This window comes from Kitasatospora sp. NPDC056273, from assembly GCF_042268845.1.
In the GTDB taxonomy this organism is placed as follows: Bacteria; Actinomycetota; Actinomycetes; order Streptomycetales; family Streptomycetaceae; genus Kitasatospora.
Map to the genome: position 1 here is coordinate 121653 of NZ_JBHJSJ010000013.1, position 20632 is coordinate 142284.

The window sequence follows — 20632 nt, forward strand, 5'->3', positions numbered from 1 at the left end:
GTCCGGCCGGGGACGGCACTGCCGTGCGCGGTCAGCCGGTGCGGCGGCGGCGGATCAGCACGAAGGCCCCCGCACCGGCGCCGACCAGCAGCGCGCCGACGCCCGCGATCAGGCCGGTCCGGTCGCTGTCCGCACCGGTGGAGGCCAGGTTCGCGTCCACCGGCCGGGCGGCCGCGGCGGGAACGTTGTCCGCGGACAACACGGCGGGCTGCGAAGCGGCCGGAGCGGGGGCGGCCGGCGCCGTGGTGGTGTCGCCGGCCGGCTGGGCGACGCCCGCGCCGCCGTCCGGCTTCGGCTGCGAGCCGTCGGAGCCGGCCGGCCCGGTCGAGGGCTCGCCGGCCTTGTGGGTGCCGGTCGGTGAGGGCTTCGGCGCGGGGGCGACGACCTCGGTGGTGGCGCCCTGCGAGCACATGGTGGTGCCCCGGAAGGGCATCTCCTCGCCCTCGTTGACGAACACGCAGGGGTTCAGCGCCGTCCTGCCCAGCGGGCTGTCGGCGGGGTAGCTGACCCGGACCCGCCGGGTGGTCGAACTCTGGGGCGCCGCCGAGGAGTTGCGACCGTCCAGGTAGTGGCCCGCCACGGGCTCCGCCGGGGCCGTGACGCCCGGCACGGTGGTCCACTTCCCGTCGGCGCCGCGGACCTCGACCTTGGCGAGGCGGTCGGTGAACAGCACGTTGCCGAGGTTGGTGTAGGCGGACGGCGTCGGGTTCGAGAGCACCGCGTCGAACTCGACGGGCTCGCCGCCCGCGACGACCTCGGCCGGGACCCCGGACACGCCGTTGCTGATCCCCTCCACCTTGACCACGTGGCTGTCGGTGAGCGGCGGCTCGACCGGGGAGTCCTGCGACCAGCCCTTGACGCCGGTGCGGAAGGTGAGGCTCGGACCGGTGCCGCCGTTGGTGGCCCCGTCGTGGGGCCTGCCCATCGGCACGCCGAGCCGCAGCCGGACGTCGGTGCCGCCCGCCGGGACCACGACCTTGCCGGTGCCGCCCGCGTTGACCACCTTGTCCGCCCCGGGGCGCTCCGTCAGCTCCACCGGCAGCCAGCCGCCGGTCAGCTCGCTGAAGTAGTCGAGGCTCAGGGCGTTCGGCGGCGTCCCGAGGTCGCTCTCGATCTCGAAGTCCAGCACGACGGAGGTGCCCTGGTCACCCGGGTTGCCGAGGTGTTCGGTGAACTCGACCGGCCCGCCCGCGAAGCCGACCACCGCCGGGGTGTGCACGGTGAGGCTGAGCGGCCCGGCGGCGGCGAAGGCCGGGGCCGCGGTCACGGCGCCGCCGGCGAGCAGCGCGGCGGTCAGCGCCAGCGCCGGGGTGAGCCGGCGGGCCCGGTTCAGGGCACGGTTGGTCTTGCGCATGGGATTTCCCCCTGGATATCCGTCCCGGACCGGTACGACCGGATCCGGGCAGCACGAAGCGGGCCTGATGAGTAGTGTGATCGCGTCCGTGCCCGACGGGCCGGCCGTTCCGGCGGCGTTTCCCGCCGCTCACTCACAAGGACGTGCGGGGGGCGCGGAGGTTGCGGGTCGTCCCGAAGCATTTTTCCGGGAATCCCGCCCGACCCCGCCGGCCCACTCTCAGGCCCGGCCCGCTCTCAGACCTCGCCGGTCCGCTCTCAGACCTCGTACACCGCGCCGGCCCGGGCGACCTCGACCGGCCCCGGGTAGGCGGCCGCGGCGTCCCGCCGGTTGTGCTCGGCGTCGGTCCACGGGGGGATGTGGGTCAGGACGAGCCGGCGGGCGCGGGCCGCGGCGGCGTGCTCGCCGGCCTCGCGGCCGTTGAGGTGGACGGCCTGGTAGGTGTCGCGCCCGTCGATGTACGCGGCCTCGCAGAGGAAGAGGTCGGTGTCGCGGGCGAGTTCGACGAGTTCGGCGCTCTCGCCGGTGTCCCCGCTGTAGACCAGCGAGCGGCCGTCGTGCTCCAGCCGGAAGGCGAAGGCGTCGACGGGGTGGTTGACCTGGGCGACGTCGATCCGGAACGGGCCGAGCCGGAAGCCGCCGGGGGTGAGGGTGCGGAACTCGAACACCTCCTTCATGCCGGGGTTCTCCGGCATGTCGTAGGCGCGGGCGAGCCGCTCGGCGGTGCCGGCCGGGCCGTACACGGGCAGCAGTTCGGGGCAGCCCTCGGCGCGGTAGTTGCGGGCCACCCAGTAGGCGCACAGGTCGACGCAGTGGTCGGCGTGCAGGTGGCTGAGCAGGACGGCGTCGACGTCGTAGAGGCCGGTGTACTTCTGGAGGGCGCCGAGGGCTCCGTTGCCGAGGTCGAGCACGACGCGGTAGCCCTCGGCCTCGACCAGGTAGCTGGAGCAGGGCGAGTCGGCGGCCGGGAAGCTCCCCGAGCACCCCACCACGGTCAGTTTCATCCGAGCCCCTCCGCCCCGACACATCCTGGCTGCTGCTGGAAAACGGCATCGCCGTCCTCCACGGGCACAGCGTGGAAAACAGCATGGAAAACGGCAGGCCGGGCCCGGTGGACCGGCCGGTAGCACTGCGTTGGTGTGTCGAGGGTAAGGGCGGAGCGGCACTTTGCCCCCGTCCCCGTGCCGGGCTGTGGGCGGAATCACCAGAACGCCCGGGGCGGGGGCGCGGGCGGTTGACGGGCCGGGGGATCAGCGGCGGCGGGGCCGGTTGCGGGCCCAGCTGCGGATGGTGAACGGGTACCACCGCGGGTGGCCGCTGCCGTCGATCACGTCCGGATCGGGCAGCAGCCGGTGCCTCCGGTAGCTGCGGACGGTCTCGCGCCGGACGTTGATGTGGCGGGCGATCTCGGCGTAGGACCACAGCTCGGGGCCACGGGCCACGGGGCACCTCCGGGGGACGGGGGCGGACGTTCGTGACGCAGCCTTGCCGGGACGGCCGGGGCTCCGGGCGCAGAACGGGCATTGTGGCAGTTCCGTGACGAACCGGGAGCAATGCGCGGACAAATGCCCGGACGGGTGTCCGGCCGCCGCGGTGGTGGCGTTCACCCCCGGCCCGGTACGGTTCGCCGCATGAACGGCATGACCGCTACCTGGCTCGTCCTGTCGCTGCTGGGCGTCGCGCTGCTGGCCGCCGCCGCGGCGGCGCTGGTGCGGCGCACCCGTCCGGCGCCGCGTCCGTCCGGGCCGGCCGGTCCGCGACCGCGGCCGGGGGCCGGCCCGCGGCCGCAGGAGGTCTGGTGGGCGCTGGTGCCGTTCGAGGACGGCCCCGGTGCCAAGGACCGCCCGTGCCTGGTGCTGCGGGTGCACGGCCGGACCGCCACCGTCGCGAAGATCACCAGCAAGCACCACGCGGAGCGCCCGGGCGTGCTGCCGCTGCCGCCCGGCGTGGTGGGCGACCGGCAGGGCCGGGCCAGCTGGCTGGAGACCGACGAGCTGCGCGAGGTGCCGCTGGCGGACTTCCGCCGCCGGGCCGGCACGGTGGACCGACAGGTCTGGGCCCGGGCGCGGAAGGTGTTGCAGGGCGGATAGGCCCTACGCCCAGAGCTGGCCCTGCAGCGCCTCGACCGCGGCCTCGGTGGACTCGGCGGTGTAGATGCCGGTGGAGAGGTACTTCCAACCGCCGTCCGCGACCACGAAGACGATGTCCGCGCGCTCGCCGGCCGCCGCCGCCTTGCGGCCGACGCCGATCGCCGCGTGCAGGATGGCGCCGGTCGAGACGCCCGCGAAGATGCCCTCCTGCTGGAGGAGTTCACGGGTGCGGCGGACGGCGTCCGCGGAGCCGACCGAGAACCGGGTGGTGAGCACCTCGGCGTCGTACAGCTCGGGGACGAAGCCCTCGTCCAGGTTGCGCAGCCCGTACACCAGGTCGTCGTAGCGCGGCTCGGCGGCGACGATCCTCACGCCGGGGACCTTCTCGCGCAGGTAGCGGCCGACGCCCATCAGGGTGCCGGTGGTGCCGAGGCCGGCCACGAAGTGGGTGACGGTCGGCAGGTCGGCGAGGATCTCGGGGCCGGTGCCGGTGTAGTGGGCGCCGGCGTTGTCGGGGTTGCCGTACTGGTAGAGCATGACCCAGTCGGGGTGCTCGGCGGCGATCTCCTTGGCCATCCGGACGGCGGTGTTGGAGCCGCCCGCGGCCGGGGACGGGATGATCTCGGCGCCCCACATGCGCAGCAGCTCGCGCCGCTCCTCGCTGGTGTTCTCGGGCATCACGCAGACCATCCGGTAGCCCTTGAGCTTGGCGGCCATGGCCAGCGAGATGCCGGTGTTGCCGCTGGTGGGCTCCAGGACGGTGCAGCCGGGGGTGAGCCGGCCGTCGGCCTCGGCGCGCTCGATCATGTGCAGGGCCGGGCGGTCCTTGATCGAGCCGGTGGGGTTGCGGTCCTCCAGCTTGGCCCAGAGGGTCACCAGGCCGTCGGCGTTGCCGGGGACGGCGGCGGACAGCCGCGGCAGGCGGACCAGCGGGGTGTTGCCGACGGCTTCGAGCGGACTGTCGTAACGCAAGGGAGGCCTCCGGCCACGGCGGTGAGGGTGGAGAGGGATGGTTCCCCCGCCGTGGCGACGGGGGAACCGGTCAACGCTAGCGGGCGCCGCCGGCCACGGCGGGCAGGATGGTGACGCTGTCGCCGTCGGCGAGGGCGGTGGAGATGCCCTCCAGGAAGCGGACGTCCTCGTCGTTCAGGTAGACGTTGACGAAGCGGCGCAGCTCGCCGCCCTCGACCAGGCGGGCGGCGATGCCCGGGTGGCGGGCGTCGAGGTCGGTGAAGAGTTCCCCGAGGTTGCTGCCGTTGCCCTCGACGGCCTTGGCGCCGTCGGTGTAGGTGCGGAGGATGGTCGGGATGCGGACCTCGATGGCCATGGGTGCGCTCCTGTGCGAGTCGTGGAGTGGGTGGGCCGCGGCGGACGCGGCGGGGCGGGCGCCCGGGGCCCGGCGTCGCCGCGGGGCGGCGGGCCCGGGTGAGGTGGTGAAGCGGCTCTCAGCGCGAGCGCGCGGGCGTGCCGGGACAGATCGCACCGGCGTGCCGGCACAGGTCGATGTGCAGGCGCGCCACGAGGCGGGTGCCCGGGGCCTGGGTGCTCACATCGACGGAACGCATGGGCTCATCGTATAGATTCCCGGGCTCGCTTCGACATGCCCGTCTCGGGATCCGGATGTTCCCGTTCCCAGGGCTGAGACGACGACGGCCCGCCGCCCCCTCGGAGGGGTCGGCGGGCCGGGTCCGCGCCGGTACCGGTCACACCTGGTAGGCCTCGACGACCTGCACGTCTTCCTCTGTGATCTCGCCGTCCACGATGCGGAACGAGCGGAACTGGTAGGGGTCCTCCTCGCCGTTGCCCTCGGCGGTGGAGACCAGGACGTAGTGGGCGAACGGCTCGGAGGCGTAGCTCACGTCGGTGCGGGAGGGGTAGGCCTCGGTGGCGGTGTGCGAGTGGTAGACGATCACCGGCTCCTCGTCCCGGTCGTCCATCTCGCGGTAGAGCTTGAGCAGGTCGCCCGAGTCGAACTCGTAGAAGGTGGGCGAGCGGGCCGCGTTGAGCATCGGGACGAACCGCTCGGGCCGGCCGCTGCCGGCCGGTCCGGCGACCACGCCGCAGGCCTCGTCCGGGTGGTCGGCGCGGGCGTGGGCCACGATCCGGTCGCGGAGTTCTCGGGTGATGGTCAGCATGCGGTCAGGATAGCCACGCCCCGGCGGCCGTCCGCCGGGTGTCCGAGGCTCGGTCAGCGGGCGTCCACGTTCCCGTCGAGGGCGTTCCCGTCGAGGGTGTTCCCGGTGGGGGCGGGCGCCCCGTCCGGCGCGGCGCCGAGGACGGCCTGCGGGTCGCGGCGCTTGAGCACCTGGTAGCCGCCGACCAGCAGCAGGGCCCAGACCGGGAAGACGAACAGCGAGATCCGGTTCTCCCGGTCCAGCGCGATCAGCACCACGACCACCGCGAGGAAGGCGAGCGCGGCCCCGCTGACCCAGGTGCCGCCGGGCGCCTTGAAGGTGGGCGGCGGCAGGTGGCCGGCCCGCCAGGCCCGGCGGTAGCGGATCTGGGAGATCAGGATCATCGCCCAGGTCCACAGGCCGCAGACCGTGGCGACCGAGGTGATGTACTCGAACGCCCGCGCCGGGACGACGCCGTTGAGCACCACGCCGATGCCCATCAGCAGACAGGAGACGGTGATCGCGAAGGCCGGGGTGCGGCGGGAGTTGAGCCTGGTGAGCCGTCCCGGGGCCTGCCCGCGCAGCGCGAGGTCGCGCAGCATGCGGCCGGTGGAGTACATCCCGGAGTTGCAGGAGGAGAGCGCGGCGGTGAGCACCACGAAGTTGATGATGCCGGCCGCCGCCGGGATGCCGATCTTGCCGAAGGCGGCGACGAACGGGCTGACGCCGGGCCGGAATTCGGTCCACGGCACGAGCGAGAGGATGACCACCAGGGCGCCGATGTAGAACAGCATGATCCGCCAGGGCAGGGTGTTGATGGCCCGCGGCAGGGTCTTCTCGGGGTTCTCGCTCTCGCCCGCGGTGACGCCGACGAGTTCGACGCCCAGGTAGGCGAACATGACGATCTGAAGGGTCATCACGGTGGAGCCGATGCCCTCGGGGAAGAAGCCGCCGTCCTGCCAGAGGTGGCCGAGTGACGCGGTGTCACCGGCCTTGCTGAAGCCCAGGGTCAGCACGCCGACGCCGATCAGGATCATGCCGATGATGGCGGTGACCTTGACCATGGAGAACCAGAACTCGATCTCGCCGAACAGCTTCACCGAGATCAGGTTGGCCGCGTAGAGCAGGACCAGGAAGGTCAGCGCGCTGGCCCACTGCGGTATGCCGGGCGCCCAGAACCGCACGTAGACGGCGGCGGCGGTGGTCTCCGCCATGCCGGTGACGACCCAGAACAGCCAGTACGTCCAGCCGGTCACGTAGCCGGCGAAGGGACCGAGGAACTCCCGGGCGTACTCGGCGAAGCTGCCGGAGACCGGGCGGTAGGTGAGCAGTTCACCGAGCGCCCGCATGATCACGAAGATCACCAGGCCGGCGACGGCGTAGGAGAGGATCAGGCTGGGACCGGAGCGGGAGATCGCGGTGCCCGCGCCGAGGAACAGACCGGTGCCGATCGCACCGCCGATCGCGATCATCTGGATCTGGCGACTGCCGAGCCCGCGCTCGTAGCCCTCCGCATCCGGTGGAGTATCGACCCTTTCGTCGTACAACTTCTCGGCCACTGTGCACCGTCCTGGTCGGTCTCGGGGGTGGAGAAGTCGTACCACGCAGGGTTCGGATAGCGGCGTCCATCTGAGCGTTATTTGAGCATGACCTGGTATGTTCTGTCCCATTTTGATGGCAAAAGCCCCGGCTGATCGTCCATATTCTGGACAAAACGGCCGGGGCTTGCCCGGAATCGGGCAGGATCGACCCCGCAGGGCGATCCGTGCGACACGGTGCGTATACGGCGACCCCCGCGGAGCGGTCCGCGCGGAGCGGTCCGCGCAGGTCAGTCCGCCATCGCCTCCAACAGCGACTCCTGCAGGGCGCCCAGCCACAGGTACGCCATCACCAGCGGCTTGCGCTCGTCCTCGTCGGGCAGCTCGTAGAGGCCGTCCTCGTCGTCCTCGGTGACCTCCAGCCGGACGCCGACGGCCAGCCGCAGGTCGTTCAGCGCGCCCAGCCAGCGCAGGCAGTCCGGCGCGGCCAGCTTGAGCACCCCGCCGCCGCCGAGCCCGTCCAGCGCCCGGACGACGAACAGCGCGTCGTCCCGCTTGCGGGCCCGCAGGTCCAGCTCGGTGAAGCGGCGGAACTCCCCGGACGCGACCTCGGCCTCCTCGTCCGCCGGCTCCTCCGGGTCGCTGTAGGCGTCCGGGAAGAACCGGGCCAGCACCGGGTCGGCGGGCGCCTCGGTCGGGCCCTCGGCGAACAGCGCGGCCAGCGGGTCGTCGCCCTCCCCGCCCGGACCGGGGCCGATCAGCTCCAGTACCTGCACTTCCAGCGAGCGCAGGATGGAGGCCTCCCACTCGTCCAGCGCGATCGCCGCGCCACCACTGCCGGCGCTCTCGAACAACCCAGCCATCTGTATCGGTCAGCCCGTCTTCGTCGTCTTCGGTCGTACGGCCGGCGCCGGTCGGCCCGGTGTCAGTCGGCTCGGCGTCAGTCAGCCCGGCATCAGTCGTGCTGCAGCGTCGCCCAGAGGCCGTAGCCGTGCATCGCCTGGACGTCGCGCTCCATCTCCTCGCGGGAACCGCTGGAGACCACCGCCCGGCCCTTGGTGTGGACGTCCATCATCAGCTTCCGGGCCTTGTCCTTCGGGTAGCCGAAGTAGGCCTGGAAGACGTACTGGACGTAGCTCATCAGATTGACCGGGTCGTTGTGCACGATGGTCACCCAGGGCGTGTCCGGCTCGGTCACCGGCACCCCCTCGACCTCCGGGCGCTCGATCTCCACGGGCGCGACGCTCACCCCGGTCCTCCTCGCTGCACAGTCGTCCGTAACCACTCATGCCCCATGCTGCCATCCGGGGGACACCCGGGCGATTCCGCCCCGGCACGCTCGACGAGAAATCGTCACTCTGACGCTAAGTGGTAGTAGCATCATCCGTATGGACGCCACTTCCGTGCGAGCGGCCGCTTCGACCGCCCTGCTCACCGACCGCTACGAGCTCACCATGCTGCAGGCCGCCCTGCGCAGCGGGGCCGCGCACCGCAGCTCCGTCTTCGAGGTGTTCACCCGCCGCCTGCCGAGCGGCCGCCGCTACGGCGTCATGGCCGGCACCGGCCGGGTGCTGGACGCCGTCGAGAACTTCCGCTTCACCTCGCCCCAGCTGGACTGGCTGGCCGACCAGGGCGTGGTCGACGAGGAGACCCTGCGCTTCCTCGCCGACTACCGCTTCCGCGGCGACATCCACGGCTACCCCGAGGGCGAGGTCTACTTCCCCGGCTCCCCCCTGCTCACCGTCGAGGGCACCTTCGCCGAGGCCGTGATCCTGGAGACGGTGATCCTCTCGATCCTCAACCACGACTCGGCCATCGCGGCCGCCGCCTCCCGGATGACCGCCGCCGCCGGCGGCCGCCCGGTGATCGAGATGGGCGCCCGCCGGGCCCACGAGCACGCCGCCGTCTCCGCCGCCCGGGCCGCCTACGTGGCCGGCTTCGCCGCCACCTCCGACCTGGAGGCCGGCTTCACCCACGGCATCCCGACCACCGGCACCGCCGCCCACGCCTTCACCCTGGTGCACGACAGCGAGCGGGACGCCTTCAAGGCGCAGATCGCCTCCATGGGCAAGGGCACCACCCTGCTGGTCGACACCTTCGACCTGCGCGAGGCCGTGCGCACCGCGGTCGAGGTGGCCGGCCCCGACCTGGGCGCCGTCCGGATCGACTCCGGCGACCTCACCCTGCTGGCCCACCGGGTCCGCCGCCAGCTGGACGACCTCGGCGCCGACCGGACCAGGATCATCGTCACCTCGGACCTCGACGAGTACGCGATCGCCGCCCTGGCCGCCGCCCCGGTCGACGGCTACGGCGTCGGCACCAGCCTGGTCACCGGCAGCGGGCACCCGACCTGCGCGATGGTCTACAAGCTGGTCGCCCGGGCCGAGACCGACGGCGGGCCGCTGATCCCGGTCGCCAAGCGCGCGGCCGGCGGCAAGACCAGCATCGGCGGCCGCAAGTGGGCGGCCCGCCGGCCCGACGCCGACGGCGTCGCCGAGGCCGAGGTGGTCGGCACCGGCCCCGTCCCGGACTACCTGCGCCCGCACCTGACGCAGGTGCCGCTGGTCCTGGGCGGCGAGACCGTCGGCCGCGAACCGCTCAGCGCCGCCCGCGACCGGCACGTGCGCGCCCGCGCCGCGCTGCCGCTGTCGGCCACCCAGCTGTCCAAGGGCGACCCGGTGCTGCCGACCGAACTGGTCCTGCCGGCCGGCCCCGGCCGCTGACCGGAACCCGGGGCCGGACCACCGGACCGGCCCCGGGTCTCCCGTCGCCGCCCCCGTCCCCGCGGACGGGATGTCCCGGACCGGCCCCGGGGCTTCCGCCCCCGGGCGCCACTCCCTAGAGTCAGCCGTAGAGTTCCCCGAGTTCCCCCGGAGCTCCCCGAGTACCCCCCGCGCCCGGCACGGCCGGGCCGCGTACTCCCGAGGGCTCCCCCACCGGGGCGCCGCCTCCCGCGGGCCCCCGAGATCCGAGGATGCGAGTCATGCACCGGGCACTGATCGTCGTCGACGTGCAGAACGACTTCTGCGAGGGCGGCAGCCTGGCCGTCGCCGGCGGCGCCGAGGTGGCCGCCGCCATCACCGACCTGATCACCGAGTCCTCCCCCGGCTACCGGCACATCCTCGCCACCCGCGACCACCACATCGACCCGGGCGACCACTTCTCCGCCGAGCCGGACTACGTCGACAGCTGGCCGCCGCACTGCGTGGCCGGCACCGAGGGCGTGGGCTTCCACCCCAACTTCGCGCCCGCCGTCATTTCCGGCGCGGTCGAGGCGGTCTTCGACAAGGGCGCCCACTCGGCGGCGTACAGCGGCTTCGAGGGGCTGGACGAGAACAACCGCGGTCCGGTGGAGTGGCTGCGCGAGCGGCAGGTCGACCAGGTCGACGTGGTCGGCATCGCCACCGACCACTGCGTCCGGGCGACCGCGCTGGACGCCGCCCGGGCGGGCTTCACCACCCGCGTGCTGCTGGACCTCACCGCCGGGGTGAACCCGGAGACCACCGCCGCCGCGCTGGCGGAGCTGCGGGCGGCCGGGGTCGAGCTGGTCGGCGCGCCGGTGGTCCGTTCGTAACGGCATTCGGGGGGTCGTGCCGTACGGGCGTGTTGTGCGGGCGTGTTGTGGGTGCGGCCGCGCGTCCCGGTCGGCCGGCGTGTTCCGGTCGGCCGGCGTCGCCCGCTCAGACCACCAGCAGCTCCACCACGTCCGTCCCGCCGGCCCGGTACGCCTCGCGCAGTTCGCCGCCGACCGCGTCCGGGTCGACGGCCAGCGCGGCCCCGCAGACGTACACCACCCGGATGCCCAGGTACTCCATCCGGTGCTGCCCGCCGCGCACCCAGGCGGCCTCGCCCTCGCTCACGCTGCGCAGCTCCGAGTCCACCTCCACCGCGACGCCCCGCTCCGGCCAGTAGAGGTCCGGGACGGCGATGTACGTGCCGCCGCGCATCCGCAGCTCGGGGGCGTTCAGCGGGGCGGGCAGCAGCCGCTCGTCCACCAGGCGGCCGATCCGCTCCAGCGCCAAGTCCCGTTCGACGGCCAGCAGTTCGTCCAGGGCGGCCCGCACCCGCGGCTCGCAGGTCAGCCCCGAGTCGGTCAGCTCGGACACCAACTCCCGTACCGTGCAGCGGTTCCCGGGCAGGGCGACGGCCTCCCGCAGCACCTCGCGCACCGGCGCCGCGCCACCCGGCTCCGCCGTCCACTCGACCAGCGCGTCGGCGACCGCCCGGGCCACCGGCGCACAGGCCAGGCCGTGCACCGAGCGGGCCACCAACTCCCGTTCGGTGCGCCGGATCCGCACCTCGCCGACGTCCTTCAGCCGGCGCTGCCGGGGCACCAGGACGTCCACCCCGGTCACCGCCGGCAGCCGGGGCACAACCGTGAAGCCGTACAGCGCCAGCGCGGCCGTACCGGTGATCACCGCGCCCTCCCGGCGGCCCTCCTCCCGGCCGTTCTGCGCGGCGTACAGCAGCGCGGCCCACATCCGCTGCTCCGGGGTGGGCTCGGCGGACTGCAGCAGGTAGACCCGGGGCAGCACCCGCCGCCAGGGGCCGCCCCGGCGGCAGTGCTCGGTGATGATCCGGGCCGGCACGCCCCGGGCGCGCAGCTGGCTCGCGGTGACGACGTTCTGTTGACGCTTCGCCAGCTCCTCCAGGGACGGCGGCGGCGACGGAATCCGGTAGCTCATGCCGACACCATCCCCAACCGTCCGGACCCGCGACCGAGACCCTGACGCACTGTTACCCAACCGTCGCGAAACCGGGATCAGCCCGCACTAAAGTCCTCATACCCTCACTCATTTGGAGTAATTGACGCTCATCAGGTTGTCATATGTGATCGAAAACGATCGCCGACCTGGTCGCCTGACCCAGAGTGATCAAAGGCATACGGCGAGGGACCCCCAAGGCGTCAATCCCGCCCCGGGGATTGCCTAGGCTTACGTCATGTCACGTGACGAGACCGCCGGCCTCCGCGCGGCCCAGCTCCGCCTCGGCCGTCTGCCCGGATACGTCCGCCGCCCGGACCCCGCCCGCCGCAGCGGCGAGAAGGGGCATACGTACAAGAAGGGCTGGGAGGTCCGCTTCACCGCCCGCAGTGAGGCCGAGATAGCAGAGATCCGCGACCTCGTGGTCGCCGCCGGGTTCGCCCCGGCCAGGCCCTTCTTCAAGGGCCACCAGCTCATCCAGCCCGTCTACGGCATGGCGGCCGTACAGGCCTACCTGGCCGCTAGACAGGCCGCCGAGGAGCATGCCGCCCGGGCCGCGCTCGGCCGCCGACGACGGGCCACCGGACACGCCCCCGGGGCGCTCACCGGGGGCGTGCACGCCCCCGCCGCGCACGCCACGGGTGTGCACGCGGCGAGCGCCCACGCCGCGGGTCCGCATGCCGCCGGCGCCCACGCCACGGGCGCGACGCACACGGGCCCGGCGCACGCGGGCCCGGCGCACCGGTGCGAGCGCGAGGAGGCCGCCGCCGGGGCAGCTGCGGCGGCTGCGGCCGCGGCAGCCGCGGCGGCGCAGGCGGCCCGGCGACGGGCCGTCGAAGCCTTCCCCACCCAGGTCGAACGGGACACCGCCGTCGACCGGATCTCCCCCACGGAGGCCCGGACGACCTCCTGACGGACAGCCGGCCGCTCCGCCCGCCCTCCCGCCCCCGGCGTTCCGCCCGGCCCGATCCGGGCCGCCGGGGTGTGGCGGACGCGCCCGGCGGCACACCGGCGGTCGCGGGACCACCCCGTCCAACGGCCGCCCCACCAGCGCGCCCTCCGCCCCGGCGCGCGGCGGGCGCCGGGTCCACCGCGTCCACGGCGCACCCGTTCCGCGCACGCCGTCCGGCCCGCCCGCGCGGACGTCATCGCGGTGACGACCATGCCCTCTTCCGTGGCGATCTTCCCCACGATCGTGAGTGCGGTTGTGCGGGTGGTTGTGCGCACCCAGGTTCGCGCCCTGGGCGTGGACGCCAGCCTCCACAGGGCCTACGGTGGCACATCAACCGCCCTGCGGCCGCCGTCGCCCCACACCCTCTGACCAGCCGCGACACGCTCGCACCTACGAATCCCGCGCCACTGCGCAGCACCGCCCCACCGGCCCTCGCCGGCCCTCCGCCCGGCCGTCCCGCCACCTCGCCGCACCCGGTCGCCACCGGAACCGGCCTGGCGGCGGCGGGTTCCGGGCATTCCATCGGATTGGTCACCCAGCGCACCGAGGGCCTACCGTAGAGTGAGCACAGATGATCGACCGTCAGAAACCCATCTCCCTTTCCGAGAAGCCGAGATGACCAACCGTCACGAGAGTTCAGCCGAGCCGCCCCCGAGGCCCGGCGAGCCGGCGGAGGTGCCCCTGGAGTTCACCGCGTTCTGCGAACTCCACCGCCCCCGGTACCTCAGCTACGCGCGCGTGTGGCTGACCGAGCACAGCGCCGCGGCCGTCGCCGTCCAACAGGCCTTCGCGGAAATCGCGGTGCACTGGCGGGAGTTGATGGGCAGCTCCAACCCCACCGCGCACGCCTGGGAGATCCTGCGCGGCACCGTCGCCGACCACACCCGCCAGGCGACCCCCGCCCCGGACCGCCACCCGGCCGACGACGACCTGGCGATCCTGCACTACGTCGTCGGCCTCGCCGCCCCCGAGATCGCCGACGTCATCGGCACCGACGCCGCCAGCGTGGCCGGACGGCTGCGCCGCACCATGCTGCGCGAGGCCTCCGGCTGGTGACCCCGCGCCCCGGCCGCCTCCGGTCCGGCCTCAGACCGGGCCTCGGCCCCGCTCCCGGGCCCGGCTCCAGGCCCGGCTCCAGGCCCGGCTCCAGGCCCGGCTTCAGACCCGGCTTCAGACCCGCTCGCCCGTCACGTCGAACAGGTGGTGCACCGGGTCGTGGATCAGGTACCGGGAGAACGACTCGACCGTGAACCGTGCCCCGTCACTGCGGTTCCCGGTCCGCGCCCACTGCGCCCCCGCCACCCGCTCGAAAGCGGCGGCGAGCGTCTCCGCGGCCTCCGCCAGCTCCCCGGCCACCACCTTCGGGTCCTGCTCCCCGTAGCGCTCGGCGACGGCCGTCTCGTCCTGGTCCCAGTTGGGGAACAGCGGGTCGTCCAGGTCCAGCATCAGGTTCAGCCGGACCTCGAACAGCCGGAAGACGTCCCGGACGTGGCACGCGTACTCCAGGTCCGACCACACCCCCGGAGCCGGCCGCCTGCGCAGCCCGTCCACATCCCCCGCCAGCACCGCCAGCCAGCCCTCCGCATTGGCCCGGACCATCCCGGCGACGTCCTCCCGCACCACCCGCGGAGTCTCCAACCCGCAGTCGGGGCACGGGCGTTCCAGCACCCAGGTCCAGTCCTTGGTGTCGGGGACGATCCCGTCGTCGGCGGTGTTCGTGGCGGCGATCGACGTGCTCTCGACCCGCGTGCGCTCAGGAGTGCTCATGGGCCCAGCATCTCCGCCACCGGGGGAACCCCACCAGCGGCAATGACGCCAGCGGTCACCGAAATACTGCCACCCCCGGCGCATTCACCCGGCGCGCCCGCCCGACACACGCCCCCGTCCCCGCGCGCACCCCAACCGGTGCGCGCCCGCACGCCAGGACTAAACACGTGGACGAACCGGAAGCCGACCATCCATCCTGGCCGCCATGACCGCTCCCACCGATCTCGCCGCCCTCGCCATGAAGCCCACCCTGCACGGCCCCACCATCCGGCTCGTCCCCCTCGACGAACGGCACACCGACCCGATGTGGGAACTCTGCGCCGACGAGACCACCAGACGGCTCACCGGCACCCGCACCGCCTTCACCCGCGACCGGATCCACCAGTGGTGCACCACCCGCGCCCAACAGCCCGACCGCCTCGACCTCGCCGTCGAAGACCCCGCCACCGGCCGCTTCCTCGGCGAGGCCGCCCTCAACGACGTCGACCCCGACAACTCCTCCGCCGGCTACCGGATCGCCCTCACCCCGGACCACACCGGCCGCGGCATCGGCACCGAAACCACCCTCCTGGTCCTGCGCCACGCCTTCGAGACCATCCGCCTCCACCGCGTCCACCTCGAAGTCTTCGAGTACAACGAACGCGCCGCCCACTCCTACCGCAAGTCCGGCTTCACCCTCGAAGGCCGCTCCCGCCAAGCCCACCACTGGGACGACCGCTACTGGGACGTCCTCCAGATGGCCGCCCTACGCGACGAATGGCTCGCCACTCACTGACCCGCCCCCCGCCGCCTCCGCACCACCAACACCCCGACAAGGGCGACCACCAACACCAACCCCCCGGCCGCCACCCCCACGACCACCCCGACCCCGTTCCCGCCGCTCGCCTTGTCCCCCTCGGGGACCATGGGCACGACGGCGGGCTCGTCGGTCTCCTCGTCCACCGGAGGCGGAGTGCCCTTCGCCTCCATCCGCCCGAGCAGGGGGTTCTCCCGGGGCCCGTTGTCCACGGCGGGATTCGCCTCCAGGGCCTTCGCCGGCGCGACGAGCCCGTAGCCGTAGTGGTTGTCAGGTACCGCCGTCCCGTTGGCCGGCGGCGTGGCCGTTTTGATCATGCGGTTGATCACCTGCCCGGCGGACAGGTCGGGGTACTTCGACCGAATCAGCGCGGCAGTGGCGGCGACGTAGGCCGTGGAATCGGAGGTGCCGTTCGCAACCAGGTAGCTCGTCGGTGACTTCGCCCCGGCGTGGTTGATCCCGACGCCTGGCGCGATGAGCGTGGTCTCGGGGCCGGACGTGGAATCGCCCCACACAACACCCTTGGAATCTGCCGCCCCCACGGCCACGACGCCGGGGAAGGCGGCCGGATACCCTACGCCGTTGCTTGAACCGTCGTTGCCCGTGCCCGCGATCAGAACGACGTCCTTCGACACCCCGTACGCAACCGCCTTTCGCGTCTGCGAGTCGAATCGCGAGCCCCCCCCGAGAGAGATGTTGACGACCTTCGCGCCCTTGTCCACCGCGAAGCGGATGCCCGCCGCCAGGTCGTTCTGCTCGGGGATGGGGCCTTCGTCGTTCGTCCGCACCTTCACCGGAAGGATCTTCGCCTTCGGAGCCAGGCCCATCACTCCGGCCTGAGTGCCGTGGCCGTGGCCGGCGATCAGACTCGCCATGCCCGTCCCGTGCCCATTGGTGTCAACACGACCATCCGACTGGGTACCCGAGAAATCAGCCCCTGGAAGAACCTGCCCGGTCAGGTCCTGGTGGTCCGGGTTCACCCCGGTGTCGATCACCGCGACGACGACGCCCTCGCCCTGGCTGACCGGCCAGACCTTGGCCTCGGCCTCGAAGGTCTTCAAAGCCCATTGCTGGTCCCTGACCTGATCGGCCAAGGCCGCCGGCCCGGCAACACCCCAGACCAGTGCCCCGGCAGCAAGGACCGCCGTACCACGCGCCAACCAGCGGCTCGTCAAACCCGGTCACCCCACTCAGCGAGGCATCCCGCAGGCCACCGACCTGCGGGATGCGATCAGATCACCAGTCCGCCTACGGACCGGCCTCATTCCACCACGTTCGGGTTGGTCGGCTTGTCCGACGCCCAGGTCTCCTCGTCCTCGACGAGGTAGTCCGGCCGCTTGCCGTCCTTCTCCCGATCCTTCTTGCGTCCCTGGGTACCGGTCAGCGGGATACCAGGAGACATGCCGTTCGCACCTGCGACGCCGGACTCGCCCCTGAGGCGGTTCCGCACTCCCAGCCCGGACCCGCCTTCCGTGAACGCCTGCTTGCCGTGTGCCCCGGCATCGGGCGGCGTCGCCCCTCGGACGGAACCGCCTGGTCGGCCCTGAGTCGCACCGGTCTGCTTGCCTCCGGTGGCTCCACGGCCGCCGGCTCCGAAGCCCGGATTGACCTCACCGCCACCACCTGCGACAGCCCGGCCCGCCCGTGGGCTCACGCCCTGCACCGGTGTCTCGCCACCGGTGGACCCACTGCCTCCGTATCCGGGCCTGCCGTTCCCGATCCCGGGCAGGGCCACCGGATTCTGCGCGGTCGGTCCGGCCGGGCCGACGACCGTCTGCCCGCCTCCGGTCGGAGCCGGCCCGGTCACGGGGCCCGTGACCGGGCCGGTGCTCAGGCCGGAGGTCTGGGTGCCCGAAGTGGGGGGCGTCGGCACGCTACCGCTCGGACGGGACACCGGGGTGCCGGAAATACCCGCTTCGGGACCGCGACCCACCGTGCTCGACGGCTTCGACAGGGCTTGCGCCGTACCGCCCTTGATGCCGGAGTCGGTCGCGACAGCCGCGTTCCTGGCCGAGGAGCCGGCCGCCATCGGAGGCTGGGAGGACTTCGGACGCTGCGGCGCAGGGGCGGATGCGGTCCGCGCGGACGTTCCCCCGGCTCCGAGCGAGGTACCCGACATGACCGCCGCCGCCATCGCCGCAGCGCTGCCAGGGTCGTCCTGTGATCCCTGCTCAACGGGCTTGTCGACACGCTGGTTCGTCATCGGCGGGGGCTTCAGGGCCGGGGTGGCGACGCGGTAGTGCATGGCGAGGGTTTGCATGATGGCGGCCGCTTCGGCCTTCTTGCGGTCGGCGAGGGGGATGTGTTCGTCGTCGTCGCCGAAGAGGGCGTCGCCGACGGTGTCCTTGACCTTGTCCCAGTTGCCGGGTTCCTCGGGCATGTCGCGCTTGGCCTTGGCCATGGCTTCGGAGGTGTTGTGGAGGGTGTTGGCCGCGTCGTTGGCGTAGGCGGCGGCGTTGTTGATGCTGGCGGCCAGGGTGAGCATGCGGGTGTGGAAGGCGTCGCTGGTGGTGCCTTCCCAGGAGGTGGCGGCTTCGGTGCTGGCCTTGGTGAGGGTCTGGCGGATCTGCTTGAGGGTGTCGGCGGCCTTGCGCCAGGGGTCGCCGGCGGCCATCACCGCGCCGGGGTCGAGGGCCTGTGCCATGGTGCGGAGCTGGGCGTGGCTGTACTTGGTGAAGTCGGTGTAGACCACGGGCGGTCGGCCTCCGTTCGGGGCGGGCGGGCGGCGGTCAGACGGTGGCGTTGCCGCGGGTGGACGGGGTGCGGTTCTGCTGGGCCGCGGCCTGGCTGCTCGCGGAGGGCTGGGCGACGGACCAGCCGTCGTCGCCGAGCTTGAGCTTCGTGGCGGTGTGCTGGTCCTGCTCCTCGTAGTTGGTGGCGGTGAGGTCGGCCTTCTGCTGGGCCTCGTTCACGGCTTCCTGGAGCTGGTTGAGGACGTCGCGCAGCGCGTCCCGCATGGTGCCGTAGCGGCCGTGGATCTCGGCGGCCTCGGCGAAGGTCCCGAAGGCGGTCTTGCCGATGCCGCTGCGGCCGTGGGCGTCGGTGCCGTCGGCGTGTTTCTGGAAGTCGGCGAGCAGCAGCCGTACTTGGCCGGCGAAGGCGCGGAGCTGTTCGACCTCGACGCGGTAGCCCTGTCCGGCTCCGCCGGTCGATCCGGTTCCGGTGGTTCCTGTGCCCATGTCGGCGCCTCCCCCGTGCGTCCGTCCCCCTGGCGGCCGGGGCCGGGCCCCGGTGTCTCATGTCTAACACACCGGGCCCGAATCCCGCCCGGGGCATGGTCAGTTCGCGTTCGTCCCGGTGCGTCGGGCGTCGGCGAGGGCGCGGCGGCAGAGCGAGTCGGCGTGCCGGGTGGTTTCGGGGAGGCGGTAGTGCCGGGCGAGGTCGAGGGTGGTGCGGACGGCGGTGTCGAGGCCGGTGCGGTGGCCGACGGAGACGAAGACGGGTTTGACGCCGGCCCTGGTGCGTACGGCGCGGCCGACCTCCTCGCCGGTGGCGGGGTCGGTGAGGGGGGTCCAGGAGCCGCGTGGTGCGTCGGGTTCGTGGTGGTCGAAGGTGAAGGGGGTCTTGGCGACGCCGAGGGTGCGCAGTCCGGTGAGGATGCCGAGGTGGCTGGCGAGGCCGAGGCGGCGGGGGTGGGCGAGGCCGTAGCCGTCGCAGACGACGGTGTCGGGGGTGCGGGTGAGGGCGGCCAACGCGTCGAGGACGGCGGGGAGTTCGCGGAAGGCGAGCAGTCCGGGGACGTACGGGAAGGCGATCCGGCCGACGGCGGTGGCCTGTTCGACGACGTCCAGGGTGTCGCGGTCGAGCAGGACGGCCGCGGCGGCGACGAGGTCGTGTTCGTCGTCGTAGGCGACGTCCACACCGGCGATCAGGGTGCCGGGGGCGGCGGGGTCCCGGCCCGGGTCGTCGTGGGGCTGGACGAGCGGGCGCAGCCGCTCCTGTTCGGCGAGTGCCTCGGCCTCGATGGTGGGCCAGTCGGCGGGGATGGGCATGGTCGGTTCCCCCGGGTACGTGGTGCTCGGTGATACGTGCTCAGCGACAGTGCGTGGCAGGCGCCGGTCTCACCGTACCGAGCGGCCCGGACGACCCCGGGGTGAGCCCGTGCGCCCCCTGTGCCCCCGCCTCCGGGGGCTAGCCTGGACGTACCCGTCCTCCCCGCGGGGTAGCACCACTGGAACCGGCTCCACTCCCGCCCGTTTCCCCCGACGTGCGAAGGACCCCCGCCATGCCGCGCCCCTCCGTCGCCCAGGCCTGCCTCGGCTCGTTCACCGTCGTCGCCACCACGGCGGCACTGCTGGCCGTCTCGGGCGCCTCGGGCGTCCTGGCGGTCGTGGTGCTGGTGGGGTTCGCGCTGGCGCTCGGCACCGTGGTGACGGTGCTTTCGATGTCCGCCGCCGCGGCCAGGTCCGCCACCGTGGCGTCGGGTCCCGGGGCCCCGGCCGCCCCGCCGCACCCCACCGCGACCGCTGCCGGGCACGCGTACGCCCGGCAGCGCTGATCCGCCGCCGGGCGCGGGCGCGTCCCGCCGCGCCGCTCAGACCTCCGTGGTGACCACCACGGTCTTCGCGGCCTTGTCGTGCAGGCACTGCCGGTAGGGCTTGTCGAAGACGCCGAAGAGGCCGTCGACGATCCACCAGAGCGCGGCGCAGCAGAGCACGGCCGGGAGGATGAAGACGGCGGCGCGGGTCCAGGCGGCGGACTGGGTGGGCTTGTTCCCGTCGACGAGCATGGCGACGCGGATCTTCATCGCCTTCTTGCCGAGGGTCTGGCCGTCCCGGCTGAGCATCAGGGCCTCGTAGACGAGGTAGATGGCGCAGCCGAGCCAGAACGCCTCGGTGGAGCCGTTGCGCGTGCTGAGGTCGGTGAAGGGGCCCACGATGATCACGCCGACGGCCTGCATCAGGAGGTAGTCGATCAGCCGGGCGAGGAACCGCTTGGGCCAGGTGCCGATCGGCGGCATGCCGGGGACGGGGCCGGCGCCGGGGGTGCCGTACGCGCCGGGGCCGTAGCCGGTGCCGTGGCCGGGCGGCGGCTGGCCGTACGGGTTCTGGCCGGGGGTCGGTTCGCCGTACGGGCTTCCGCCGTAGGTGCCCTGGTAGGCGCCGGGGCCGCCGGACCGGTCACCGGACGAGTCACCGGACGGGTCGTGGGACGGGTTCGGGCCCGACGGCTCGCCTTCCGGCGTGCCGCCGCCCGGCTGCGGGGGCTGCTTGTCGAAGGAGGGCGTACCGCCCCCCTCCGGCTGGGGGCCTGAGGGGTCGTGGGTGCTCATGCCCCCGAGTAGAACATCACACATTCTTGATGTTCGGGACATTTTG

The 20632-nt window shown here is 73.1% G+C and carries 24 protein-coding genes; 7 read left to right on the forward strand and 17 right to left on the reverse strand.

Going from position 1 to position 20632, the window contains the following annotated elements:
- Nucleotides 1-31: 31 nt before the first annotated feature.
- The 3 genes from ACFCY1_RS14590 to ACFCY1_RS14600 all read right to left on the reverse strand — a co-directional run bounded on the left by ACFCY1_RS14590 (nt 32) and on the right by ACFCY1_RS14600 (nt 2796).
- The gene (locus tag ACFCY1_RS14590) at nt 32-1354 is read right to left on the reverse strand and encodes an LAETG motif-containing sortase-dependent surface protein (protein ID WP_375874759.1); all 1323 of its coding nucleotides are present in this window, start codon (nt 1352-1354) and stop codon (nt 32-34) included.
- 257 nt (nt 1355-1611) lie between these two features.
- Nucleotides 1612-2358 (reverse strand): MBL fold metallo-hydrolase, encoded by a 747-nt coding sequence (locus tag ACFCY1_RS14595; protein ID WP_074005047.1) that lies wholly within the window; start codon nt 2356-2358, stop codon nt 1612-1614.
- Between the two features lie 246 nt (nt 2359-2604).
- Nucleotides 2605-2796 (reverse strand): MarR family transcriptional regulator, encoded by a 192-nt coding sequence (locus ACFCY1_RS14600; RefSeq protein WP_079272642.1) that lies wholly within the window; start codon nt 2794-2796, stop codon nt 2605-2607.
- Between the two features lie 198 nt (nt 2797-2994).
- On the opposite strand from ACFCY1_RS14600, the gene ACFCY1_RS14605 reads away from it, so the two are divergent.
- Entirely contained in the window at nt 2995-3444 is a 450-nt protein-coding gene (locus tag ACFCY1_RS14605) for a type II toxin-antitoxin system PemK/MazF family toxin (RefSeq protein ID WP_375874795.1), read from the forward strand.
- Between the two features lie 3 nt (nt 3445-3447).
- Here the strand turns inward: ACFCY1_RS14605 and ACFCY1_RS14610 are convergent, their stop codons facing one another.
- From ACFCY1_RS14610 to clpS, 7 genes are all read right to left on the reverse strand, one after another.
- Nucleotides 3448-4416, reverse strand: coding sequence for a PLP-dependent cysteine synthase family protein (locus ACFCY1_RS14610; protein WP_049654320.1), 969 nt, complete (start codon nt 4414-4416; stop codon nt 3448-3450).
- 76 nt (nt 4417-4492) lie between these two features.
- On the reverse strand, nt 4493-4771 hold the full coding sequence (locus ACFCY1_RS14615) for a MoaD/ThiS family protein (RefSeq protein ID WP_030242903.1): 279 nt from the start codon (nt 4769-4771) through the stop codon (nt 4493-4495).
- A 118-nt stretch (nt 4772-4889) separates the two neighbouring features.
- Entirely contained in the window at nt 4890-5009 is a 120-nt protein-coding gene (locus tag ACFCY1_RS14620; RefSeq protein WP_310593142.1) for a putative leader peptide, read from the reverse strand.
- A gap of 138 nt (nt 5010-5147) precedes the next feature.
- Nucleotides 5148-5579: a Mov34/MPN/PAD-1 family protein gene (locus ACFCY1_RS14625; protein WP_049654318.1), complete on the reverse strand. Its 432-nt coding sequence runs from the start codon at nt 5577-5579 to the stop codon at nt 5148-5150.
- A gap of 53 nt (nt 5580-5632) precedes the next feature.
- Nucleotides 5633-7117 carry an amino acid permease gene (locus ACFCY1_RS14630; protein WP_375874760.1) on the reverse strand — a complete coding sequence of 495 codons (1485 nt, stop codon included), beginning with the start codon at nt 7115-7117 and terminating at the stop codon, nt 5633-5635.
- Nucleotides 7118-7386: 269 nt separating this feature from the next.
- A complete protein-coding gene (locus ACFCY1_RS14635; RefSeq protein ID WP_375874761.1) occupies nt 7387-7959 on the reverse strand; it encodes a DUF2017 domain-containing protein in 573 nt (190 codons plus the stop codon).
- 92 nt (nt 7960-8051) lie between these two features.
- Entirely contained in the window at nt 8052-8345 is a 294-nt protein-coding gene (gene clpS, locus ACFCY1_RS14640; protein ID WP_049654313.1) for an ATP-dependent Clp protease adapter ClpS, read from the reverse strand.
- 139 nt (nt 8346-8484) lie between these two features.
- On the opposite strand from clpS, the gene ACFCY1_RS14645 reads away from it, so the two are divergent.
- Together ACFCY1_RS14645 and ACFCY1_RS14650 are read left to right on the forward strand one after the other, a co-directional pair.
- Nucleotides 8485-9819: a nicotinate phosphoribosyltransferase gene (locus tag ACFCY1_RS14645; protein ID WP_049654311.1), complete on the forward strand. Its 1335-nt coding sequence runs from the start codon at nt 8485-8487 to the stop codon at nt 9817-9819.
- Between the two features lie 260 nt (nt 9820-10079).
- Nucleotides 10080-10670 (forward strand): isochorismatase family protein, encoded by a 591-nt coding sequence (locus ACFCY1_RS14650; RefSeq protein WP_074005044.1) that lies wholly within the window; start codon nt 10080-10082, stop codon nt 10668-10670.
- 106 nt (nt 10671-10776) lie between these two features.
- Here ACFCY1_RS14650 and ACFCY1_RS14655 read toward each other — a convergent pair whose 3' ends face one another.
- Nucleotides 10777-11781, reverse strand: a complete 1005-nt coding sequence (locus ACFCY1_RS14655; RefSeq protein WP_375874762.1) for a hypothetical protein — start codon at nt 11779-11781, stop codon at nt 10777-10779.
- A 256-nt stretch (nt 11782-12037) separates the two neighbouring features.
- Here ACFCY1_RS14655 and ACFCY1_RS14660 point away from each other — a divergent pair, with 256 nt between their 5' ends.
- Nucleotides 12038-12712 carry a hypothetical protein gene (locus ACFCY1_RS14660; RefSeq protein WP_375874763.1) on the forward strand — a complete coding sequence of 225 codons (675 nt, stop codon included), beginning with the start codon at nt 12038-12040 and terminating at the stop codon, nt 12710-12712.
- Nucleotides 12713-13366: 654 nt separating this feature from the next.
- Nucleotides 13367-13807, forward strand: a complete 441-nt coding sequence (locus ACFCY1_RS14665; protein ID WP_049657761.1) for a hypothetical protein — start codon at nt 13367-13369, stop codon at nt 13805-13807.
- A 114-nt stretch (nt 13808-13921) separates the two neighbouring features.
- Here ACFCY1_RS14665 and ACFCY1_RS14670 read toward each other — a convergent pair whose 3' ends face one another.
- Entirely contained in the window at nt 13922-14518 is a 597-nt protein-coding gene (locus ACFCY1_RS14670; protein WP_375874764.1) for a DinB family protein, read from the reverse strand.
- Between the two features lie 205 nt (nt 14519-14723).
- Between ACFCY1_RS14670 and ACFCY1_RS14675 the strand changes: the two genes are divergently transcribed.
- On the forward strand, nt 14724-15293 hold the full coding sequence (locus ACFCY1_RS14675) for a GNAT family N-acetyltransferase (RefSeq protein ID WP_375874765.1): 570 nt from the start codon (nt 14724-14726) through the stop codon (nt 15291-15293).
- Here the strand turns inward: ACFCY1_RS14675 and mycP are convergent.
- The 4 genes from mycP to ACFCY1_RS14695 all read right to left on the reverse strand — a co-directional run bounded on the left by mycP (nt 15287) and on the right by ACFCY1_RS14695 (nt 19306).
- Complete coding sequence (gene mycP, locus ACFCY1_RS14680) at nt 15287-16489, reverse strand: type VII secretion-associated serine protease mycosin (protein ID WP_375874766.1); 1203 nt, start codon at nt 16487-16489, stop codon at nt 15287-15289. The two genes, ACFCY1_RS14675 and mycP, sit on opposite strands and share 7 nt — an antisense overlap.
- An 86-nt stretch (nt 16490-16575) precedes the next feature.
- Nucleotides 16576-18006: a hypothetical protein gene (locus ACFCY1_RS14685; RefSeq protein ID WP_375874767.1), complete on the reverse strand. Its 1431-nt coding sequence runs from the start codon at nt 18004-18006 to the stop codon at nt 16576-16578.
- A 37-nt stretch (nt 18007-18043) separates the two neighbouring features.
- Nucleotides 18044-18493, reverse strand: a complete 450-nt coding sequence (locus tag ACFCY1_RS14690; protein ID WP_049657753.1) for a hypothetical protein — start codon at nt 18491-18493, stop codon at nt 18044-18046.
- 99 nt (nt 18494-18592) lie between these two features.
- Nucleotides 18593-19306 (reverse strand): endonuclease V, encoded by a 714-nt coding sequence (locus ACFCY1_RS14695; RefSeq protein WP_375874768.1) that lies wholly within the window; start codon nt 19304-19306, stop codon nt 18593-18595.
- Nucleotides 19307-19539: 233 nt separating this feature from the next.
- Between ACFCY1_RS14695 and ACFCY1_RS14700 the strand changes: the two genes are divergently transcribed.
- Entirely contained in the window at nt 19540-19812 is a 273-nt protein-coding gene (locus ACFCY1_RS14700; RefSeq protein ID WP_375874769.1) for a hypothetical protein, read from the forward strand.
- 36 nt (nt 19813-19848) lie between these two features.
- Here the strand turns inward: ACFCY1_RS14700 and ACFCY1_RS14705 are convergent, their stop codons facing one another.
- Complete coding sequence (locus tag ACFCY1_RS14705; protein ID WP_375874770.1) at nt 19849-20586, reverse strand: RDD family protein; 738 nt, start codon at nt 20584-20586, stop codon at nt 19849-19851.
- Nucleotides 20587-20632: the final 46 nt, after the last annotated feature.

What these genes read in the sequence shown, in the direction of transcription:
- ACFCY1_RS14650 (WP_074005044.1), top strand. Translation starts at nt 10,080, where the DNA reads ATGCACCGGGCACTGATCGTCGTCGACGTGCAGAACGACTTCTGCGAG.
- ACFCY1_RS14705 (WP_375874770.1), bottom strand. Translation starts at nt 20,586, where the DNA reads ATGAGCACCCACGACCCCTCAGGCCCCCAGCCGGAGGGGGGCGGTACG.
- ACFCY1_RS14615 (WP_030242903.1), bottom strand. Translation starts at nt 4,771, where the DNA reads ATGGCCATCGAGGTCCGCATCCCGACCATCCTCCGCACCTACACCGAC.
- ACFCY1_RS14595 (WP_074005047.1), bottom strand. Translation starts at nt 2,358, where the DNA reads ATGAAACTGACCGTGGTGGGGTGCTCGGGGAGCTTCCCGGCCGCCGAC.
- ACFCY1_RS14665 (WP_049657761.1), top strand. Translation starts at nt 13,367, where the DNA reads ATGACCAACCGTCACGAGAGTTCAGCCGAGCCGCCCCCGAGGCCCGGC.
- ACFCY1_RS14625 (WP_049654318.1), bottom strand. Translation starts at nt 5,579, where the DNA reads ATGCTGACCATCACCCGAGAACTCCGCGACCGGATCGTGGCCCACGCC.
- ACFCY1_RS14660 (WP_375874763.1), top strand. Translation starts at nt 12,038, where the DNA reads ATGTCACGTGACGAGACCGCCGGCCTCCGCGCGGCCCAGCTCCGCCTC.
- ACFCY1_RS14605 (WP_375874795.1), top strand. Translation starts at nt 2,995, where the DNA reads ATGACCGCTACCTGGCTCGTCCTGTCGCTGCTGGGCGTCGCGCTGCTG.
- ACFCY1_RS14690 (WP_049657753.1), bottom strand. Translation starts at nt 18,493, where the DNA reads ATGGGCACAGGAACCACCGGAACCGGATCGACCGGCGGAGCCGGACAG.
- ACFCY1_RS14655 (WP_375874762.1), bottom strand. Translation starts at nt 11,781, where the DNA reads ATGAGCTACCGGATTCCGTCGCCGCCGCCGTCCCTGGAGGAGCTGGCG.
- ACFCY1_RS14590 (WP_375874759.1), bottom strand. Translation starts at nt 1,354, where the DNA reads ATGCGCAAGACCAACCGTGCCCTGAACCGGGCCCGCCGGCTCACCCCG.
- ACFCY1_RS14695 (WP_375874768.1), bottom strand. Translation starts at nt 19,306, where the DNA reads ATGCCCATCCCCGCCGACTGGCCCACCATCGAGGCCGAGGCACTCGCC.
- ACFCY1_RS14670 (WP_375874764.1), bottom strand. Translation starts at nt 14,518, where the DNA reads ATGAGCACTCCTGAGCGCACGCGGGTCGAGAGCACGTCGATCGCCGCC.
- ACFCY1_RS14620 (WP_310593142.1), bottom strand. Translation starts at nt 5,009, where the DNA reads ATGCGTTCCGTCGATGTGAGCACCCAGGCCCCGGGCACCCGCCTCGTG.
- ACFCY1_RS14700 (WP_375874769.1), top strand. Translation starts at nt 19,540, where the DNA reads ATGCCGCGCCCCTCCGTCGCCCAGGCCTGCCTCGGCTCGTTCACCGTC.
- ACFCY1_RS14645 (WP_049654311.1), top strand. Translation starts at nt 8,485, where the DNA reads ATGGACGCCACTTCCGTGCGAGCGGCCGCTTCGACCGCCCTGCTCACC.
- ACFCY1_RS14635 (WP_375874761.1), bottom strand. Translation starts at nt 7,959, where the DNA reads ATGGCTGGGTTGTTCGAGAGCGCCGGCAGTGGTGGCGCGGCGATCGCG.
- ACFCY1_RS14675 (WP_375874765.1), top strand. Translation starts at nt 14,724, where the DNA reads ATGACCGCTCCCACCGATCTCGCCGCCCTCGCCATGAAGCCCACCCTG.